Genomic DNA, 16,654 nt, shown 5'->3' with positions numbered 1-16,654 from the left:
TGCGACACCGATTTGTATTCAAAATCATATAAAAATACGTTAATTTGGTTTAAAAGTATGAAGTTTTTTATATGAGTTTCTATGTCATCACCTAGTACCTGCTGCTATTTCCATAAAAGCCCTGTAGTATGAAATTCTTTGTATTTTGGAAGCACCAAGAAGTTTAATGAATACGCAGATGGAAACACTGGTTATTATATTGATGAACCAGGGGTAGGTTGGAAATATGCACTTGAAAATTATGGTGGTCATTAACAAATAACAGCAACAGATATATCCGTTGCTGTTATTTGTTAATTTATTTATAATTGTAAAATTTCTTGTATTTCTTCAATACGTAAATTTGTAAACCTTGCAATATCTTCTATTGGCATTCCATTTTTGTGCATACCACGAATAAGTTGCATTTTCCCTTCTTCTATTCCCTTTTCCATCCCTTTTTCCATTCCTTTTTTAATCCCTTGTTGCTCTGCATGAGCAAACTTAGCGGCCTCATCCATGAGAGCTTTTTCCCTTGCTTCATACGCTTGTCGGAAAGAAGAATCTTGACTCATACGTTCCCATTTATTCATTGCTTTTTGTAAAATAGGGTCTTGGTTCATCGCAATATCCTCCAATGTTTGGGTTAAGTGTTCATCTTCATTCGCTGGTAGTAGTAATAACCAACGAACAAACGAATCTTCCCAGGGATTTACTTGTTCATTACGCCACTGTTGCATGAGTTTTGGAATCTCTACAATATGAATTTCTATATCATCACTTAATACCTTCTGCTGTTGTTGATTCCATAGAGTTCCTGTTGTATGGAATGCCTCGTATTCAGAAAACATAACGAAATTTAACAAATTAATCGTAATTGTTTTATGGAGAGAACTATATGGCATTCCTTTTTGAAGTTGGGATGTGTAAAGCCTTCCCCAATAATATAAACTTCTCTTAATCATATCATGATTATTATTTAGCTGTATTTCCACATTTACCTTGGTTCCCGTATCTAATGTTGTGGAAATATCTAAAATCGATAATTTATCCTCTTCATGTTCTCGATGCAAGTGTGGGTCTTCTAATTGCAAAGAAACAATAGGAGATTCTAAAGAACTTTGTAACATTGCATTTAAAAACGCAACTAGAATATCCTCATTTCCATTTGTACCAAATAATTGTTTAAAAGCAAAATCAATGCGTAAATCCACTAATTGTTGGTTGGTCATGGGTTTTTCTCTCCCCATCTCATAAGATGTTTTTCTTTCATTGTACATAAAAGAGTGATACACATGCAAACAATCTCTTGTTTCAACATACATAAGGTTTTCAATAATATTTTAGGGATTTAACAGTATGTATTTTTGAGAAATTCACTCAAAAATCTCCACCCTTTTTGCTTTGCTTCATCCTTGCAAAACTTTTTTAGGCAGGTTTGGATATGTCGCCAAGCTGAACATACCAAAAATGAGAATTTCAGTAGCACGACTTTGACCAGTAATTGTACCTGCCGAACCGCCTTGATCTACCGTTCAAGAATTTCACTTATGTCATATAAAGTTACGTTAAATTCCTGGGGGCTAGCCCCCACCCCCCAGTACTTACACCCCAAAAAAAGGGGAACGAACTTTTTAGATATTTATTCAAAGCCCTTAAAGCTTAAATTTACAGATTATAAGAGTATTCAAATGCAAAGTTCAATGAAAAATTATGTAATTTTACATATATCGTTATATTAATGATATTTATTTGTTTTATATGCTAGAATAAAACTCGTAGATAATTTTGTAATGCAATTTTTTAACTTTAACTCCAAAGTAAAATTGAGCAGGTATGGTAAGTATTAAAGTAGGATTTTATTTTGTAAGTAAAAAAGACAATTCGTTAGATTTTTAATAACGAATTGTCTTTTTTACATCTAAATTATTTTAATAATTTAGATGTAAAAGTGAAGCAGTTTGATTTGGCTTAATAATTATAATTGTCGATCCAAGCAATCACTTGACTTTATATTTAATTACATAAAGTTTGGACTAGTCCTAAAACCCTCAGTCAATATATTTACTTAAAAATAACGAAATTGTTTAAAATAAAAGACATATTTATGTTCAATATCATATGTTATAAAATCTTGGTCTATTGAAGAAAACTGCGGAAACAGTTGTTCTTTAAATAAAAAAGGCGTTTCTCTAAAAAAGAGAAACGCCTTTTTGTTTTTTAGCAAGTAAGTTTATACCATATTCAATTATATCAAATTTCTGGGGGCTATTCCCAAAAGTCTTTAACCAACATTTTAGAAAAAAAGTTCTGTTGCAAAGTTTGAAAAAACTAAGCGCGTTTATAAAATACGGTTATCGTTTAAGAAGTTTTGAATAATTGCTGTAATTCTTTGTATGCCGAAAAAGAGAAGTCTGGAATATTACTTCTCTTTCGTTTGTATATAGCAGGAATCGTTTCGATTCCATTCAATGTACGTGAAGCATGGCGGAGATTTTGAACTCCTGCGGATTTAACAAAACGTCGTTTGATATGTCTATGATCTTGTTCGATGCGATTATTGAAATGCTTAACAGTACAATGTTTCGTATGCACATAAAACCCATTATGTTTCAGTTTTTTGAGCGCACAAAGTAGAGCAGGGGCCTTGTCTGTTGTGAGAACTGTTGGTTCTCTAAAAGCTTTCACTAACCTTTTCATAAACATATAAGCGACTTGATGATCCCTTGTTTTACAAAGTTGAATATCCAAGGTGTATCCTTCTCGATCAATCGCACGATAAAGATAACACCACTTCCCCTTGACCTTGATATAGGTTTCATCTAAATACCATGATAATTGAGCAGTTTTGTTTTTCTTTTTCCAGATTTGATAAATAAGATTGCCATATTCATGAACCCAACGCATGATTGTTGTTGGATGAACTGATATTCCACGCTCTTTCAAGACTTCAGATACATCACGATAGCTTAAAGAAAAACGACAGTAGTAGCCGACGGCTACCAAAATAATATCTTTTTTGAATTGTTTTCCTTTAAAATATCTCATGCATCATGCTCCTCGAATCATTTTTCTTACATTTTAATTTCGTTTAGAAAACTTTGCAACAGAACCCTTTAGGGTATATCTATTGATATTCCCAGCCCTAATCCAAAGAGAGAGAAGAAGTTATATCCTTCTTCTCTCTCTTTATCGTTTTCTGACAGAAGACTCCTTCCTCAAAAATGTGAAGGTGTGAAACACCAATTTTAGGTGGGAGATGAATGTCAGTAGGCGTAAGCCTACATTTTTTTGTATACTGTAGATATCCTATAACAAAGTGAGGTGCAACCTATGTTAGTAAATAAAGCATATAAATTTCGTATCTATCCAAATAAGAAACAAGAAATAGTAATTGCTAAAACGATCGGTTGCAGTCGCTTTGTATTTAACCATTTCCTTGCTCTTTGGAACGATACTTATAAAGAAGTTGGAAAAGGGTTAACCTATCCCTCTTGCTCTGCCAAGCTTACTCAATTAAAAAAGCAACCGGATACGATTTGGTTAAAAGAAGTAGATAGTATCGCTCTTCAATCCACATTAAAAAACCTCGCAGATGCTTTTTTACGTTTTTTCAAGAAACAGAATGATATGCCACGATTCAAGTCTAAAAAGAATACGGTTCAATCCTACACAACTAAGCAAACAAACGGAAATATTGGAATTGTAGGCAACACTATAAAATTACCGAAACTTGGCCTTGTTCGCTTTGCTAAAAGTCGTGAATTAGAAGGACGTATCTTGCATGCAACGATTCGTCGTAACCCAAGTGGTAAATACTTTGTATCTATCCTTGTTGAAACAAACGTACAAGAAATGCCTAAAACTGAATCCACTTGTGGAATTGATGTTGGATTAAAAGATTGTGCCATTCTTTCTGATGGCACAACATACAAGAACCCTAAATTTTTCCGTACATTAGAAGAAAAGTTAGCGAAAGCACAGCGTATCCTTTCTAGAAGAACAAAAGGTTCTTCGAACTGGAATAAACAACGTGTGAAAGTTGCACGAATCCATGAACATATTGCAAATGCAAGAGCTGATTACTTACATAAAATTTCTACTGAAATCATCAAAAACCACGATGTTATCGGTACGGAAGACTTACAAGTCAGTAACATGCTCAAAAATAGAAAGCTTGCAAAAGCGATTAATGAAGTATCTTGGTCACAATTTCGGACTATGTTGGAATATAAAGCAAAATGGTATGGCAAAAAAGTTGTTATAGTATCTAAAACATTTGCTTCTAGTCAATTATGCTCCAATTGTGAATACAAAAACAAAAACGTTAAAAATCTAACAATTCGTGAGTGGGATTGCCCTTCTTGTGGCGCACATCACGATAGAGATCGAAATGCAGCGCTCAATCTTAGAAACGAAGCAATTCGTCTCTTAACCGTAGGAACTACGGGGATAGCCTAATGAATTAGAAACCGTTAGGTTTCTGTACTTAGGAATCTCCCACTTCAAACAGTCCGTGAGGATGTTAAGTGGTGAGTAGTTCAATTTCAAGACCATCATATTTGATAAAACACCTTAAATACTATAAAAAATTTTCAGTAGTTTTATTTTTTTCTAATGTTATGGGCAGAGTAAACCAAAATTCACTTCCTTGTTTACCATCTAAACGATTTCGTACACCAATTTCCCCTTTGTGCATTTTAATCAATGATTTCGCAATAGCTAGTCCGAGGCCCGATCCTCCAGACTGTGAATTTCTGGATTGATCTGTTCTATAGAAACGTTCAAATATATGTAATTGATCACTTGGAGAAATGCCTTTCCCCTCATCACTTATAATAAATTCTACTTGTTGAGTTTGCTTATTTTCTTCTACAATTAACGAGAGCTCTCCCGACACTGGAGAATATCGAATAGCATTATGTAATAGATTATTCATAACACGTACGATTTTACATGGCATAATCCAAAGTTGAGGTAGTGTATCAGAAACATGTACTTTTAATTCAATCTGTTTTTCTGACAATAAAACCGAATGAGACGCTAGTACCTCTAATAGAACGTTGTCCATATGAGTTAAACTTGGGTGAAAATCACCCTGTCCACTTTCTAACTTGGAAAGATCGAATAAGTTGTTAATTAGCCCACTTAATCGTTGAATTTCTTTTAGAATTGTGGCTAAGTACTTCTTTTTCATTTCAGGATCTTCAATTAGATTATCCTGCAAAGCCTCAATCATTAATTGCATGCTAGACATAGGTGTTCGTAAATCATGTGAAATATTCGTAACTAGCTCATTACGTGCTTTTTCTGCTTCTTCTAATTTGGTAAATCCCTCTTCTAAATTTTGGGCCATCTGTTGGAAAGCAGTTGCCAATTCTTTAAACTCCCGTGGTTCTTTTCCAATTATGTACGTTGTCTTGAACTGTCTATCACCAAATTGTTTTGTTAATTCAATTAAGTTTTGAATAGATCTCATAATCGGGCGTGTCATTAGCCAAAAAATAATTGTTGAACCAATCGTTGCTAGAATAGCAATTCCTGTTAATAACTTTGTTTGTGCAGGTGCAAGTAACATTCGCTTATCACTATACCAAATAGCAATCACCATGATACTGGTGCTAAATGTGTTCATGAGTAATAATTGATAACGTAATTTCATGTTTCATTTCCTCCATTTGGCTCAAAACGATAACCAATGCCCCAAACCGTATGAATCCAACGTGTTTGTTTCGCATGCTTCTCCAATTTTTCTCGTAAACGACCTATTAATACAGTAACTGTATTGGTATTCCCTTCATATTCAAAATCCCAAATGAGATCCAGAAGTTGTGATCGAGAAAACACCTGCTTTGGGTGTTTAGCCATGATATATAGCACTTCAAACTCTGTAACGGTTAACTCCACTTTATTTCCGTAAACAAATACGCATCTTGTATTTGGATAAATTTCTAAACCTAGAAATTCTATCACTTGTAATACAGGTTCTTTCTCTGGGAGCGCTATCTGATTGCCTCTTCTTAATATAATTTGAACCCTTAATACTAATTCACGAGGTGAAAAAGGCTTTGTCACGTAATCATCTGCCCCAATTGTTAATCCTAAAATTCTATCTTTTTCTTCTCCCCTAGCAGTCAACATTATAATGGGGACATTGGATTGTTGACGAATGTTCTCACATAATTCCCAACCATCCATTTTTGGTATCATCAAATCTAAAATAATTAAGTCAGGTTGATATTCATGGAATCTATTCCATCCTTCTTCTCCAGTTATAGCTGTATAGACTTCATACCCTTCTCTTTCTAAGTACCTTTTACATACTTCCAGGATATTCGCTTCATCCTCTATAATTAAAATTCTGTTTTTCACCACTAATGAAAAAATAGTTCTCTGATAAAATTTCCTCTCATAAATTTTTAAAAGTTATATATAATGATGATAACTAACAAACTTAATAAATCTGAATCATATATCCCTTGAAATCAGCACAAAACATTATACAAGTTCTTACGATAGTTCGCCCATATGCAAAAACGTGATCTCCCTTTATTAGTCTTGGGACATCACGTTTTCTTTAGTTTAATGGCAAGGTTACCGTGCCCATTATACCCTTTGCTTCATACGTTCTAACAGCCATGTATAGTTCATATTAGATGACGTTGTCTGTTCTTATCAAAAGCTTTTCTTTATTTGCAGCAATGGGAACAACGCTCTTATCTGTAGCAGAATCGCTCTCTTTTACTGAGCTCTTGTTAGATTCCATATATTACTCCCATTACCGGTACCATATTTCATATAATCGTTATCATATTCCCGCCTTATATCATTACCATTAGATTGTATTTTGAACAGTTTATAGTATGCTGGACCATCGTATGCAGAAATAAATTTAAAAGTACTTGCATTTCTTTTTTGGTCTAAATGAATATAACCATCCTGAAGTTTTAAATAGGCATAATCTGAATAAATAGGATTTGCGAATTTAATTAATACCTCTTCATCTTTTTTGATCGGTTGTCCAGGTTTAGGCTGCCCTACTCTTTCAATAACTAGATTCACTTTTTCAGAGCTAGAAAGTTCACTCTGAAGGTATTCCCATTTATTGCTGGCATGATGACTCCCCCAATATCTTTTAGATTCGCCTGGATTATTATCTGCTATAGTATAAGCAGCTCCCTCTACAACAAATTCACCTGAATTATCTACTACATAATTATCAAATTCGGTATTATATTTAACAGTGGTAGAGATCCTGTTTGTAGGTAATTTATTTTGTGAATCCTTGATTTCAAATGTAACTTTGTTTGACGCTAAAAATTTATCAAAAGGTACATTTTCTCTAGACTCATATATGTGTCCATTCCCATTTCTAACTAGTGTTACTGTTTCTGTTTTACCATATCTAGTTTGATAGGAAGCGGAGATTTCATTGTTCGCTCCAAATAAACCAGGTAAAATTGATGCACGAATCTTTTTAGTGACAGGATCGTAACTACTTTCTGCTAATGTTGGTGGCTGCAAGTTTTCAAAAGCACCGTAATTAGTTCTGTTGTTTCTATTTGCATTTCCGTTTGATAAATGACCCGAGCCGGTTTCGTTATTTTTGATTTTTTCGAAAATTTCACTGTCAACTGAGGCAACGTTTAAGTCATTACCTTGACGACCAACAATATGTTTTACTTTATTTGTATTTATATTTACATGTTGAAAAACTTCGTTAAATGATAAAACTGAATCTTTATTAAACTGATCTATAGGTGTATATACCTTAAATTTCGGTTGATTTCCTATGTCTGTTTCTAACTGTACTGTAGATGCATTTACTCTGGATTCATATCTTCCTGAATCTCCTAAATTCATAAAATCTCCATCTTTTTCCATAGATAAATCCATTGTACTTGTAGGTAAAACCTCAATCGCAAGAAGTTCCCCTTGTTCAACAGCTTTCAGTTCATCTAACGATAGGGCAATATTCACATCTGCTTGTTCCTCTAGACTGTCGATTACTACTTCTGTTGTATTCCGTCCACCCTTTTCTGTGCTTAAATGATTTGCCTTATATCGACCTTGTGTTGCCTTTACAGTATTAATAATTTTGTTTCCTAGACGAATATTGAAATGAGGCGAAACATTCTCAGCTGATGCTGTACCTGTATTTTTATATTCTAGATGTACACGTAACTTTGCTGCATTCGCTGTATCAACAGTTGTTGCAGTAGACCAATCAAAATTATTTGTATAACTCTCTGTTTCAGTAGTTGTTTTTGAATATCCATATCCCACATTTACCGAGACACTTCCGCTAGGAACAGAGCCTTCTACACCACCTGTACCAGTTAGGCCCACATTAAATGAATGTTGTGTCGATACACTTTTTTCCCATCCTCTGCTAATCGATCCGCCGTTATTATCTGTAATGGTTGCAATCGGAACGACTTCAATTCGTTTGACACCAATTTGTAGATTGGGCATATTGGCAACTATAGGGTTAAAGTCCGTATCAGAATTACTGTTATAATTCTCAACTTCATACATGTCCGTAAAAGGATCTCCATCTGAATTTGCACTCATAGGATTTGATATAAATTTGAGCTTCCCTTTATCCTTCTCAGAATCCCATGCTAGCGCTTCATTTTTGCCGGTTTTTTGATTAAACTCAATCTTATAACCATTCTTCTCCAAATCGTTTGAGATACCATCGTTATCCCAATCATTATTTTCAACCTCCACATTTTCTGTAATCAAATTTCCTATTTTTTCATTAGTATCATATACAGGGTTTTTTCCTTCTTTTGCATTTGCGTCTTCTTTAAATACTTCAACTTTGCTTCCTTCAGTTGGAAGACTTGTTTCTGCTAATGTAGGTGAAGCTAGTGTAAAGGCCATTGTTAAACTCCCTACTACACTAAGCGCGGGTTTTAATTTCTTCATCTTCGTTTTCCTCCAAATCTCCTTTATATAATTTGAATACCAATTAGAAATAAAATATTTTTAAAAGAGTATTTTTTAACTTGACTTCATCATATTCGTTAAGTCTTACAAAACGCTAACGTAAATATAACAAAAGTCTTGCAAAGCTATAAAAAATTAAGTTAGTGGTTCTGTAGCAAAATTTTTAAATACCCCAAAATAGTGAATGAAGTACATATTACTCTATTTATACTTATAAATTTTATGTTTATCTTATATTTTTAAATAGAGAAAATCTCTGCAACAGAACCATTCAAGGCTTGCTCAGAAAAATTCTTATTTATATTCAATTGGGAATACATCCAACGTAATATCCATAATAACTGGTAAAATATAATAAATACCGCTTACAATTAAAACAATTGCTATTATATTAATCCGAAATCCTGTTTTTACCATTTCACCAATAGTTATCTTATTGGTTGCAAAAATGATTGCATTTGGTGGTGTTCCAACAGGTGACATAAAAGCACAATTTGCCGCCATTGCAGCAGGTATCATTAAAGCAAAAGGATGTACATTAATTGCAACTGCAAGTGATGCTAATATAGGCAAGATCATCGTAGCCGTTGCTGTATTTGATGTGATTTCCGTTAAAAATAATACAAAAGCAGTTGTAATTATAATAATGACTAGAAAATTCATTCCTTCCAAAACATGTAATTGTTGCCCAATCCAAGTTGCCAAACCAGACTCTTTGAAACCAGCAGCTATTGCCAGTCCTCCTCCAAAAAGTAACAACACCCCCCACGGTAATTCCCGTGATGCATCCCAATTTAATAGTTTGCCAGGCGTACTTTTAGAAGGAATTAAAAATAGTGTAATACCTGCGACAATCGCAATCATTGTATCACTAATACCTGGTATAATCTCGGTCCATAAAAAGGTTCTTGTAATCCACATAAAAACTGCAAATAAAAATACACTTAAAACTGCTTTTTCTTCAAATGTCATTTTTCCAAGAGTTTTTAATTCATCTTTAATGAATTGTTTTCCACCCGGTAGCTCTTTAAAATTTACTGAAAACGAAAAATTAACAAGATAATACCATACAAATACTAATAATATGAATGCAATTGGAGTAGCGAAAAATAACCACTGATTAAAGGGGATTTCAATTCCATATAATTTCTGAATGGTGGCTGCTAAAAGAATGTTAGGTGCTGTTCCAATTAGCGTACTAAATCCACCAATTGTTCCTGAAAAACCAATTCCGAAAATAAGTGCTTTTTCAAAATTTTTTAGCGGAATATGTTTTTCTTTTGATTTTTTGATGTTATCTGTTATTTGATAGATGATAGCTGTTCCGATCGGAAGCATCATCATAACGGCTGCTGTATTTGACACCCACATAGATAAAAATCCAGTGGCCAACATAGACCCCAAAACAATTCGTTTCGGGCTTGTCCCAATTACCGAAATAATCAAAACTGCTATTCGTTTGTGTACATTCCACCTTTCCATTGCTAGTGCAATTAAAAAACCACCTAAAAATAGAAAAATAATTGGGTTTCCATACGAAGATGCTACTTTATCACCATCAAGTGCTGTTGTAATCGGCAACAATACAAGTGGTAATAGAGAAGTTACAGGAATAGGAATTGCTTCTGTAATCCACCATACTGCTATCCATATTGTAGATGCTAAGACTGCTTTTGCACTGTCATTTAATCCGTCTGGAGAAAAAAATAACATAGTTAAAATAAATAGTAACGGTCCAATTATAAGACCAATAAGTTGAATAGGTCGATAATCGGGGGGCTTATCTTTATTTTTAGATATATTTGTTCCGTTGTCTTCAAGTTGATTTGCTATTCGATTTGAAGATACTGAGAAGAACAAAAGTTGTTTCACTTTGTCATTTGCATTCCAACTCATATCCACCGCTTTTTTCATGATTGATTTTTCCATCTACATTCCTCCAAAAAATTTAATTATAAATTACTCTATGTAAATTCAAAACATAATTGAAAATGATCCCCTCCTTTCCAATGAAAAAGGTGTGTATTGAATTCAAATATATGTATTATAGCTCTTTTTTTAGGAGAGCTTTTAATATCTAAAAGCAAGTAGGTCTTAGTGTAAAAAGATAAAAGAATGTGGTGTATCTGTTACAAACAATGATTACATGATGAATTTATTAATTTGATTCCTAGCTGGATAAGTAATGAATACATCAATATTTGAATAAAACAAATGCTTTATAACGATCAGGCAAAATAGACATTAAATTAAAAGGAAAATAAATGTATTTGTATTATGCTAGGAATTCAATAGGAAACATAACTGGATTTTTATAAAAATAGAAAGCCGATATATACAGCATATACAGCTAAAGTCTATTTTTATTGATATTAATTAATTTCTTTGAAATTCAAAACATCGTTAAGAAAGCGTTTTCAAAGTGTGGTGGGTAAAACTATATTCATTCTCATTGTTAGAGGAGTATATTCTTTGATGTAAATAAAAACTTTTTTATTTACAATTAATATAATTTAATTATAATTCAGAAAAAATGAAAAATCTACATGTTTCGACAAAAAATCAATTACAAGAGATCCATCAAACTTGGCGTACTGATACTACTAACCTCCAATGTAGATTCCTAACGGAATTTACTATTATGCGATAAGGTCATAATGCTTGGTTGATAATATTACCACTTAAATACATTTTTCTTTTTCATACTAATCATACACCTTTTAAAAAGTAATAGTATCAGTATTTCAAGTTTAAAAGTTTATTTTCATATATTTTAAAGTTTTGCATCAGAACCGTTATTCTTTTCTCATAATTATAAAAATGTTATTTTTTGTAATTTTCAAAATATATTTTTTTTTTGAAATTCCCGTGTTATGCTAGATGCAACTTAAATAAAAATCGACATTTTTCGCGAAAGGGGGATTGCTATAAAAAATTCTTCAATAAATTCCTATCAATTATTCAAAAAATATTTATTATGACGTATCTTATGTGCTTTATAGGATTTTATCAGGTTTTTAACCAGAAATATTTCTCGGATAGTTATTAAATACGAAAAACGACATGAAAAGGAGTGCATTGCATGGAAGCATTCATCAATTGGCTAAATGATATTATTTGGAGTCCTGTACTTGTGTATTTATGTCTAGGCTCAGGGTTGTATTTTTCGATTCGTACAAGATTCATGCAGGTACGACATGTGGGTGAAATGGTGAAATTAACTGTTAAAGGAGAAAAATCAGAAGCAGGTGTTTCTTCATTTCAATCCTTAGCCCTTTCTTTGTCAGGGCGTGTTGGTACAGGAAATATCGCTGGTGTCGCAACAGCTATTGCGTTTGGAGGACCAGGATCAATTTTTTGGATGTGGGTTGTTGCTTTTTTAGGCGCAGGATCTGCCTATGTGGAATCAACACTGGCACAAATTTACAAAATAAAACATAAGGGGCAATTCCGTGGTGGCCCAGCATATTATATAGAAAAAGGTTTAGGGATTAAATGGTATGCAATGGTCTTTGCTGTGGTGACCATCGTAGCAACAGGTTTGCTACTTCCAGGTGTACAAGCAAATACTATTACTTCTAGTTTAGAAACGGCGTTTGGTTTTAATACATCTGTATCGGGAGTAATATTAGTTGCTGTAATAGCAATCATTATTTTTGGTGGTATAAAACGTATCGTTAATGTAGCGCAAATTATAGTACCATTTATGGCAGTCAGCTATATTCTCGTAGCCTGTTTAATCGTTATTCTAAATATTGACAAGTTACCGGATGCTTTTATGCTAATTATCAAAAGTGCATTTGCATTAGACTCAGTATTTGGAGGAATCATTGGTTTAGCAATCTCCTGGGGTGTAAAACGCGGTGTTTATTCAAATGAAGCAGGTCAAGGAACTGGAACACATGCTGCCGCTGCTGCAGAAGTATCCCATCCTGCAAAACAAGGGCTTGTACAAGCATTTTCGGTTTACATTGATACACTTTTTGTTTGTTCAGCGACCGCATTTATGATCATCATTACAGGTATGTATAGTGTGTTTGATGCAAGTGGAAAAGGGTTTATTGTAGATAAAATGAATGGTGCAGAGCCAGGACCAGGGTATACACAGGCTGCTGTCGAATCTGTATTGCCTGGGTTTGGAAATGCCTTTGTTGCAATTAGTGTACTATTCTTCGCCCTTACAACTATTATGAGTTTTTACTATATTGCTGAAACTAATATTGCATATTTAAACCGGTATAAAAATCGTCCGTGGATGTTGACGGTATTAAAAGTTCTATTTTTAGGTGTTATATACTATGGTTGTGTGAAAACAGCGACGACTGCGTGGACGCTCAGTGATATAGGGGTTGGGATTATGGCTTGGGTAAACATTATCGCCATTTTATTGTTGCAAAAACCAGCACTTCTTGCTCTAAAAGACTATGAAAAGCAGAAGAAAAAAGGAAAGAATCCTGTATTTAATCCTCAAGAACTTGGAATAAAGAATGCTGATTTTTGGGAGTCTGAATATAAAGAGGATAAAAGAAAAGATGTTTCATAACCATTTACCACTTATACTGCTGAACAATAAAATATGAAAAAGAGAAAGAAGGAAAAGAATATGATAGAACAAACTGTAACTGAGGGATTTCCAATAGTTGAAGTGGCTAATATATATATGGAATTAATGGATGAAAAAGAAGAAGAACTAGAAAAGTAGTAACAATCTTTGTCCTATTATATCTAAGTTGAGAGAATCATAGAAGTTTTAAAGATGATTGTTTTGAATATTCACTCAAAACAATCATCTTCATTATTTATCTTACAAAATTAAAGGGGGTAACGAGAAGAGATGAAAAAGAAAACTTCTTTTATTACAGTACTTGCATTATCGACCAGTGTATTCGTTTCAGGTTGTGAATCTACAACAGAAAAAGGGAAAGAAAAAGAGGGCAGTGCAGTACTTGCTGATAAACAAGTATTAAATTTACTAGAAACGGCAGAAATCCCTTCTATGGATACATCAAAGTCTACTGATACTGTATCATTTCGTGTATTTGTAAATGCAATGGAAGGTTTATATCGCTTAGATCAAGATAATAAGCCAACACCTGGTGTGGCAAAAAATGTTGAAATTAGTGAAGATAAGAAAACATATACATTCCATTTACGTGATTCGAAATGGTCAAACGGTGAACCTGTAACAGCACAAGATTTTGTGTTTGCTTGGCGCCGTGCGGTTGATAAAAATACAGCGGCAGAATATGCTTTTATTCTATTTGATGTTAAAAATGCAGAGAAAATTAATAAAGGCGAATTGCCAGTTGACGAACTTGGTGTGAAAGCAGAAGATGATAGAACACTAATCGTTGAGTTAGACAGGCCAACACCATATTTCTTGGAACTTACAACTTTCCCAACGCTCTTTCCGTTAAATGAGAAATTTGTGATTGAACAAGGCGATCAATACGCGCTAGAAGCAAATAAACTACTCTATAACGGACCGTTTACGATGAACGAGTGGAAGCACGAGCAAAGCTATCAATTAAAGAAAAATGCAAACTATTGGGATAAACATCAAGTGAAATTAAAAGAAATTAATGTGAATATCGTAAAAGAAACGTCAACGAGTGTAAACCTATACGAAAGTGATCAAGTAGACCGTGTGATATTAAATTCTGAATTTGTTGACAAATATAAGGAAAGTTCAGAATTTAAATCTGAATTAGATCCACGTTTGTACTTTCTGCGTTTTAATCAGCAAAATACAGTGTTTACAAACAAAAAATTACGAGAAGCATTTGACTTAGCATATGATAAAGAAGGAATTGCAAACGTTATTTTAAATGACGGGTCTTTACCAGCGTATTATTTGGTGCCGAAAAATTTTACAAAAGGACCGGATGGTAAAGATTTTCGAGATTCAAATAAAAACTTCCGTGAAGGTAAGGATAATGTAGCGAAAGCGCAAAAGCTGTGGGAAGAGGCAAAAAAAGAACTTGGCCAGGATACAATTACAGTTGAAATGTTAAACTATGATAAAGATAATTTGAAAACGGTTGGTGAACATATCAAATCTGATCTTGAGAAAAACTTACCAGGTTTAAAAGTAAATATTAAACAACAGCCGTTTAAACAAAAGCTAGATTTAGAGCAAAGATTAGAATATGATTTCTCTTTATCTGCATGGAGCCCAGACTATCCAGATCCAATGACATTTATTGATATGTTTATCACAGACAGCTCTTTCAATGAGATGGCTTATTCTAATTCTTCATATGATGAGCTTGTCGCAAAAGCAAAAGGCGAATTATTGACGGATGAAAAAGCACGCTGGGAAGCACTTTTGGATGCTGAAAAAATCTTATTTGAAGATGTAGCGATCTCCCCTGTGTACCAACAGAGTGTTGCTTACCTAGAAAAACCATATGTTAAAGGGGTTGCAAAACATACGTTTAGTGGGGATTTTAGTTACAAATGGGCGTATATTACAAAAAAATAAAATAGTGACTTTTGAGGGTACTGTTGCAAAGTTACCTGAAACATAAAGTATCTGGAATGTGACAGTTAGGTTTTATGAAATATATAAATAAAAACGGGGTCTGGTTAGAGACTTCGTTTTTGCTTGTATATTGTATGAACAGTTCCTATACCTTTTACCGTACGAGTGGCATGTGAAACTCTAAGGAACGAGAAAAAATTCGATTCACATGTTGATGACCTTGCTTAATGACATTATTGAGATACTTTGTTGTACGGTAAAAGGTATTTTTGTAAAATCCTATCCTCTTTAATTTTTTGTTTGTGGTGCAAATATGAACATAGGAACAAATTGATTGTAAATTCCTAGCGGAATTTTATCTTATGCAATGAGTCCAAATAACTGGTTGTTACAGGTATTCTGATTTTGAACAGAACCGGTGTCCTAAATCTATCTGTTCCTTTTTGATCATGTGTATGGCCTCTATGCCAGCAATGGTTCTGTTGCAAAGTTTTTAAAAGTAAGCTAAACTTTTTCAAAACAAAGCGAGGGGAATCACAAATGGGATATTTTAAAGAAAAATAATTCAAACAAGATATTGTTTTGATAGCCGTCTGCTACTATTGTCGTTTTTCTTTAAGCTATCGTATCGTCTTTCAAATTTTGAAAGAACGTGGTGTTTCGGTTCGACCAACAACCAACATGCACTGGGTTCATGTATATGGAAATTTGATCTACCAAAAGTGGAAGAATTGGCGAAAGAAAAATGAAACAGATCTAATGAATTGTAAACATGAAATGAATTCAGGAAGTTTTTATATGGGAAAAATAATTACAGTGAAAAGAGGGGAATATGTTCAATTTCCTTATCGTGATAATCCTTCCTTAAAATTAACTGGATATGTAGTAAATATTTTAACAAATACAATTATTGTAGAAGTTTCAGAAATGCTTCAAACTCAAGAAAATGAACTGATAGATATTCGTCAAGTTGTCAAACATGGTTGTTATAAAAAGGTTGGTAAGAAGGGAAGAAAGAATGTTTCATAAAAAGTGCTCCTAGATCTATCTAGGAGCACTTTTTATGGATGTAGTTACTGAAATTCATGGGATGGTGAACGCCAGTATTTAGATGTTAGCATATGATTTCAGAATAAACACCTGGTAAATTATTACGATGACTGGGAACAACTCTAGAATTTCCTAATCAAAATATCTCTAACTCGACCTATTATTTTATAAAAATTAGCTATCTAT

General features: G+C 33.5%; 10 protein-coding genes and 3 pseudogenes. 5 read left to right on the top strand and 8 right to left on the bottom strand.

The features are described 5' to 3' along the window. Nucleotides 1-302 precede the first annotated feature (302 nt). Both ACP6L7_RS09245 and ACP6L7_RS09240 read right to left on the bottom strand, forming a co-directional pair. Complete coding sequence (locus tag ACP6L7_RS09245; RefSeq protein ID WP_430529060.1) at nucleotides 303-1,211, bottom strand: Rpn family recombination-promoting nuclease/putative transposase; 909 nt, start codon at nucleotides 1,209-1,211, stop codon at nucleotides 303-305. Nucleotides 1,212-2,340: 1,129 nt separating this feature from the next. After that, nucleotides 2,341-3,027 carry an IS6 family transposase gene (locus ACP6L7_RS09240; protein WP_430529059.1) on the bottom strand — a complete coding sequence of 229 codons (687 nt, stop codon included), beginning with the start codon at nucleotides 3,025-3,027 and terminating at the stop codon, nucleotides 2,341-2,343. Between the two features lie 285 nt (nucleotides 3,028-3,312). Here ACP6L7_RS09240 and tnpB point away from each other — a divergent pair, with 285 nt between their 5' ends. Continuing rightward, nucleotides 3,313-4,440 carry an IS200/IS605 family element RNA-guided endonuclease TnpB gene (gene tnpB, locus ACP6L7_RS09235; RefSeq protein ID WP_430529058.1) on the top strand — a complete coding sequence of 376 codons (1,128 nt, stop codon included), beginning with the start codon at nucleotides 3,313-3,315 and terminating at the stop codon, nucleotides 4,438-4,440. A gap of 121 nt (nucleotides 4,441-4,561) precedes the next feature. Here the strand turns inward: tnpB and ACP6L7_RS09230 are convergent, their stop codons facing one another. The 4 genes from ACP6L7_RS09230 to ACP6L7_RS09215 all read right to left on the bottom strand — a co-directional run bounded on the left by ACP6L7_RS09230 (nucleotide 4,562) and on the right by ACP6L7_RS09215 (nucleotide 10,863). Then, the gene (locus ACP6L7_RS09230; RefSeq protein WP_430529057.1) at nucleotides 4,562-5,641 is read right to left on the bottom strand and encodes a sensor histidine kinase; all 1,080 of its coding nucleotides are present in this window, start codon (nucleotides 5,639-5,641) and stop codon (nucleotides 4,562-4,564) included. Continuing rightward, a complete protein-coding gene (locus tag ACP6L7_RS09225; RefSeq protein ID WP_430529134.1) occupies nucleotides 5,638-6,351 on the bottom strand; it encodes a response regulator transcription factor in 714 nt (237 codons plus the stop codon). The genes ACP6L7_RS09230 and ACP6L7_RS09225 overlap by 4 nt, the downstream gene beginning before the upstream one ends. Nucleotides 6,352-6,720: 369 nt before the next feature. After that, on the bottom strand, nucleotides 6,721-8,913 hold the full coding sequence (locus tag ACP6L7_RS09220; protein WP_430529056.1) for a binary toxin-like calcium binding domain-containing protein: 2,193 nt from the start codon (nucleotides 8,911-8,913) through the stop codon (nucleotides 6,721-6,723). Between the two features lie 315 nt (nucleotides 8,914-9,228). Continuing rightward, on the bottom strand, nucleotides 9,229-10,863 hold the full coding sequence (locus ACP6L7_RS09215; RefSeq protein WP_430529055.1) for an SLC13 family permease: 1,635 nt from the start codon (nucleotides 10,861-10,863) through the stop codon (nucleotides 9,229-9,231). 1,153 nt (nucleotides 10,864-12,016) lie between these two features. Here ACP6L7_RS09215 and ACP6L7_RS09210 point away from each other — a divergent pair. Continuing rightward, complete coding sequence (locus tag ACP6L7_RS09210; protein ID WP_430529054.1) at nucleotides 12,017-13,477, top strand: alanine/glycine:cation symporter family protein; 1,461 nt, start codon at nucleotides 12,017-12,019, stop codon at nucleotides 13,475-13,477. A gap of 291 nt (nucleotides 13,478-13,768) precedes the next feature. Then, entirely contained in the window at nucleotides 13,769-15,418 is a 1,650-nt protein-coding gene (locus ACP6L7_RS09205; RefSeq protein WP_430529053.1) for a peptide ABC transporter substrate-binding protein, read from the top strand. A 104-nt stretch (nucleotides 15,419-15,522) separates the two neighbouring features. On the opposite strand, the pseudogene ACP6L7_RS09200 reads toward ACP6L7_RS09205, so the two are convergent. Next, a pseudogene (locus ACP6L7_RS09200) lies at nucleotides 15,523-15,716 on the bottom strand (IS6 family transposase); the annotation flags it as partial. Nucleotides 15,717-15,778: 62 nt separating this feature from the next. Beyond that, nucleotides 15,779-15,893, bottom strand: a pseudogene (locus ACP6L7_RS09195) (IS6 family transposase); the annotation flags it as partial. A 101-nt stretch (nucleotides 15,894-15,994) separates the two neighbouring features. On the opposite strand from ACP6L7_RS09195, the pseudogene ACP6L7_RS09190 reads away from it, so the two are divergent. Together ACP6L7_RS09190 and ACP6L7_RS09185 are read left to right on the top strand one after the other, a co-directional pair. Beyond that, nucleotides 15,995-16,168: pseudogene (locus ACP6L7_RS09190) on the top strand (IS6 family transposase); the annotation flags it as partial. Between the two features lie 48 nt (nucleotides 16,169-16,216). Continuing rightward, nucleotides 16,217-16,447 carry a DUF2187 domain-containing protein gene (locus ACP6L7_RS09185; protein WP_430529052.1) on the top strand — a complete coding sequence of 77 codons (231 nt, stop codon included), beginning with the start codon at nucleotides 16,217-16,219 and terminating at the stop codon, nucleotides 16,445-16,447. Nucleotides 16,448-16,654: the final 207 nt, after the last annotated feature.

The organism is Bacillus silvicola, from assembly GCF_050524305.1.
In the GTDB taxonomy this organism is placed as follows: Bacteria; Bacillota; Bacilli; order Bacillales; family Bacillaceae_G; genus Bacillus_A; species Bacillus_A cereus_AT.
The sequence above is the reverse complement of the archived record's forward strand: the minus strand, read 5'-3'. Positions and strand labels throughout refer to the sequence as shown.

Coding starts and splice junctions, on each gene's coding strand:
- ACP6L7_RS09245 (WP_430529060.1), bottom strand. CDS start 1,211: ATGACCAACCAACAATTAGTGGATTTACGCATTGATTTTGCTTTTAAA.
- ACP6L7_RS09240 (WP_430529059.1), bottom strand. CDS start 3,027: ATGAGATATTTTAAAGGAAAACAATTCAAAAAAGATATTATTTTGGTA.
- tnpB (WP_430529058.1), top strand. CDS start 3,313: ATGTTAGTAAATAAAGCATATAAATTTCGTATCTATCCAAATAAGAAA.
- ACP6L7_RS09230 (WP_430529057.1), bottom strand. CDS start 5,641: ATGAAATTACGTTATCAATTATTACTCATGAACACATTTAGCACCAGT.
- ACP6L7_RS09220 (WP_430529056.1), bottom strand. CDS start 8,913: ATGAAGAAATTAAAACCCGCGCTTAGTGTAGTAGGGAGTTTAACAATG.
- ACP6L7_RS09215 (WP_430529055.1), bottom strand. CDS start 10,863: ATGGAAAAATCAATCATGAAAAAAGCGGTGGATATGAGTTGGAATGCA.
- ACP6L7_RS09210 (WP_430529054.1), top strand. CDS start 12,017: ATGGAAGCATTCATCAATTGGCTAAATGATATTATTTGGAGTCCTGTA.
- ACP6L7_RS09205 (WP_430529053.1), top strand. CDS start 13,769: ATGAAAAAGAAAACTTCTTTTATTACAGTACTTGCATTATCGACCAGT.
- ACP6L7_RS09185 (WP_430529052.1), top strand. CDS start 16,217: ATGGGAAAAATAATTACAGTGAAAAGAGGGGAATATGTTCAATTTCCT.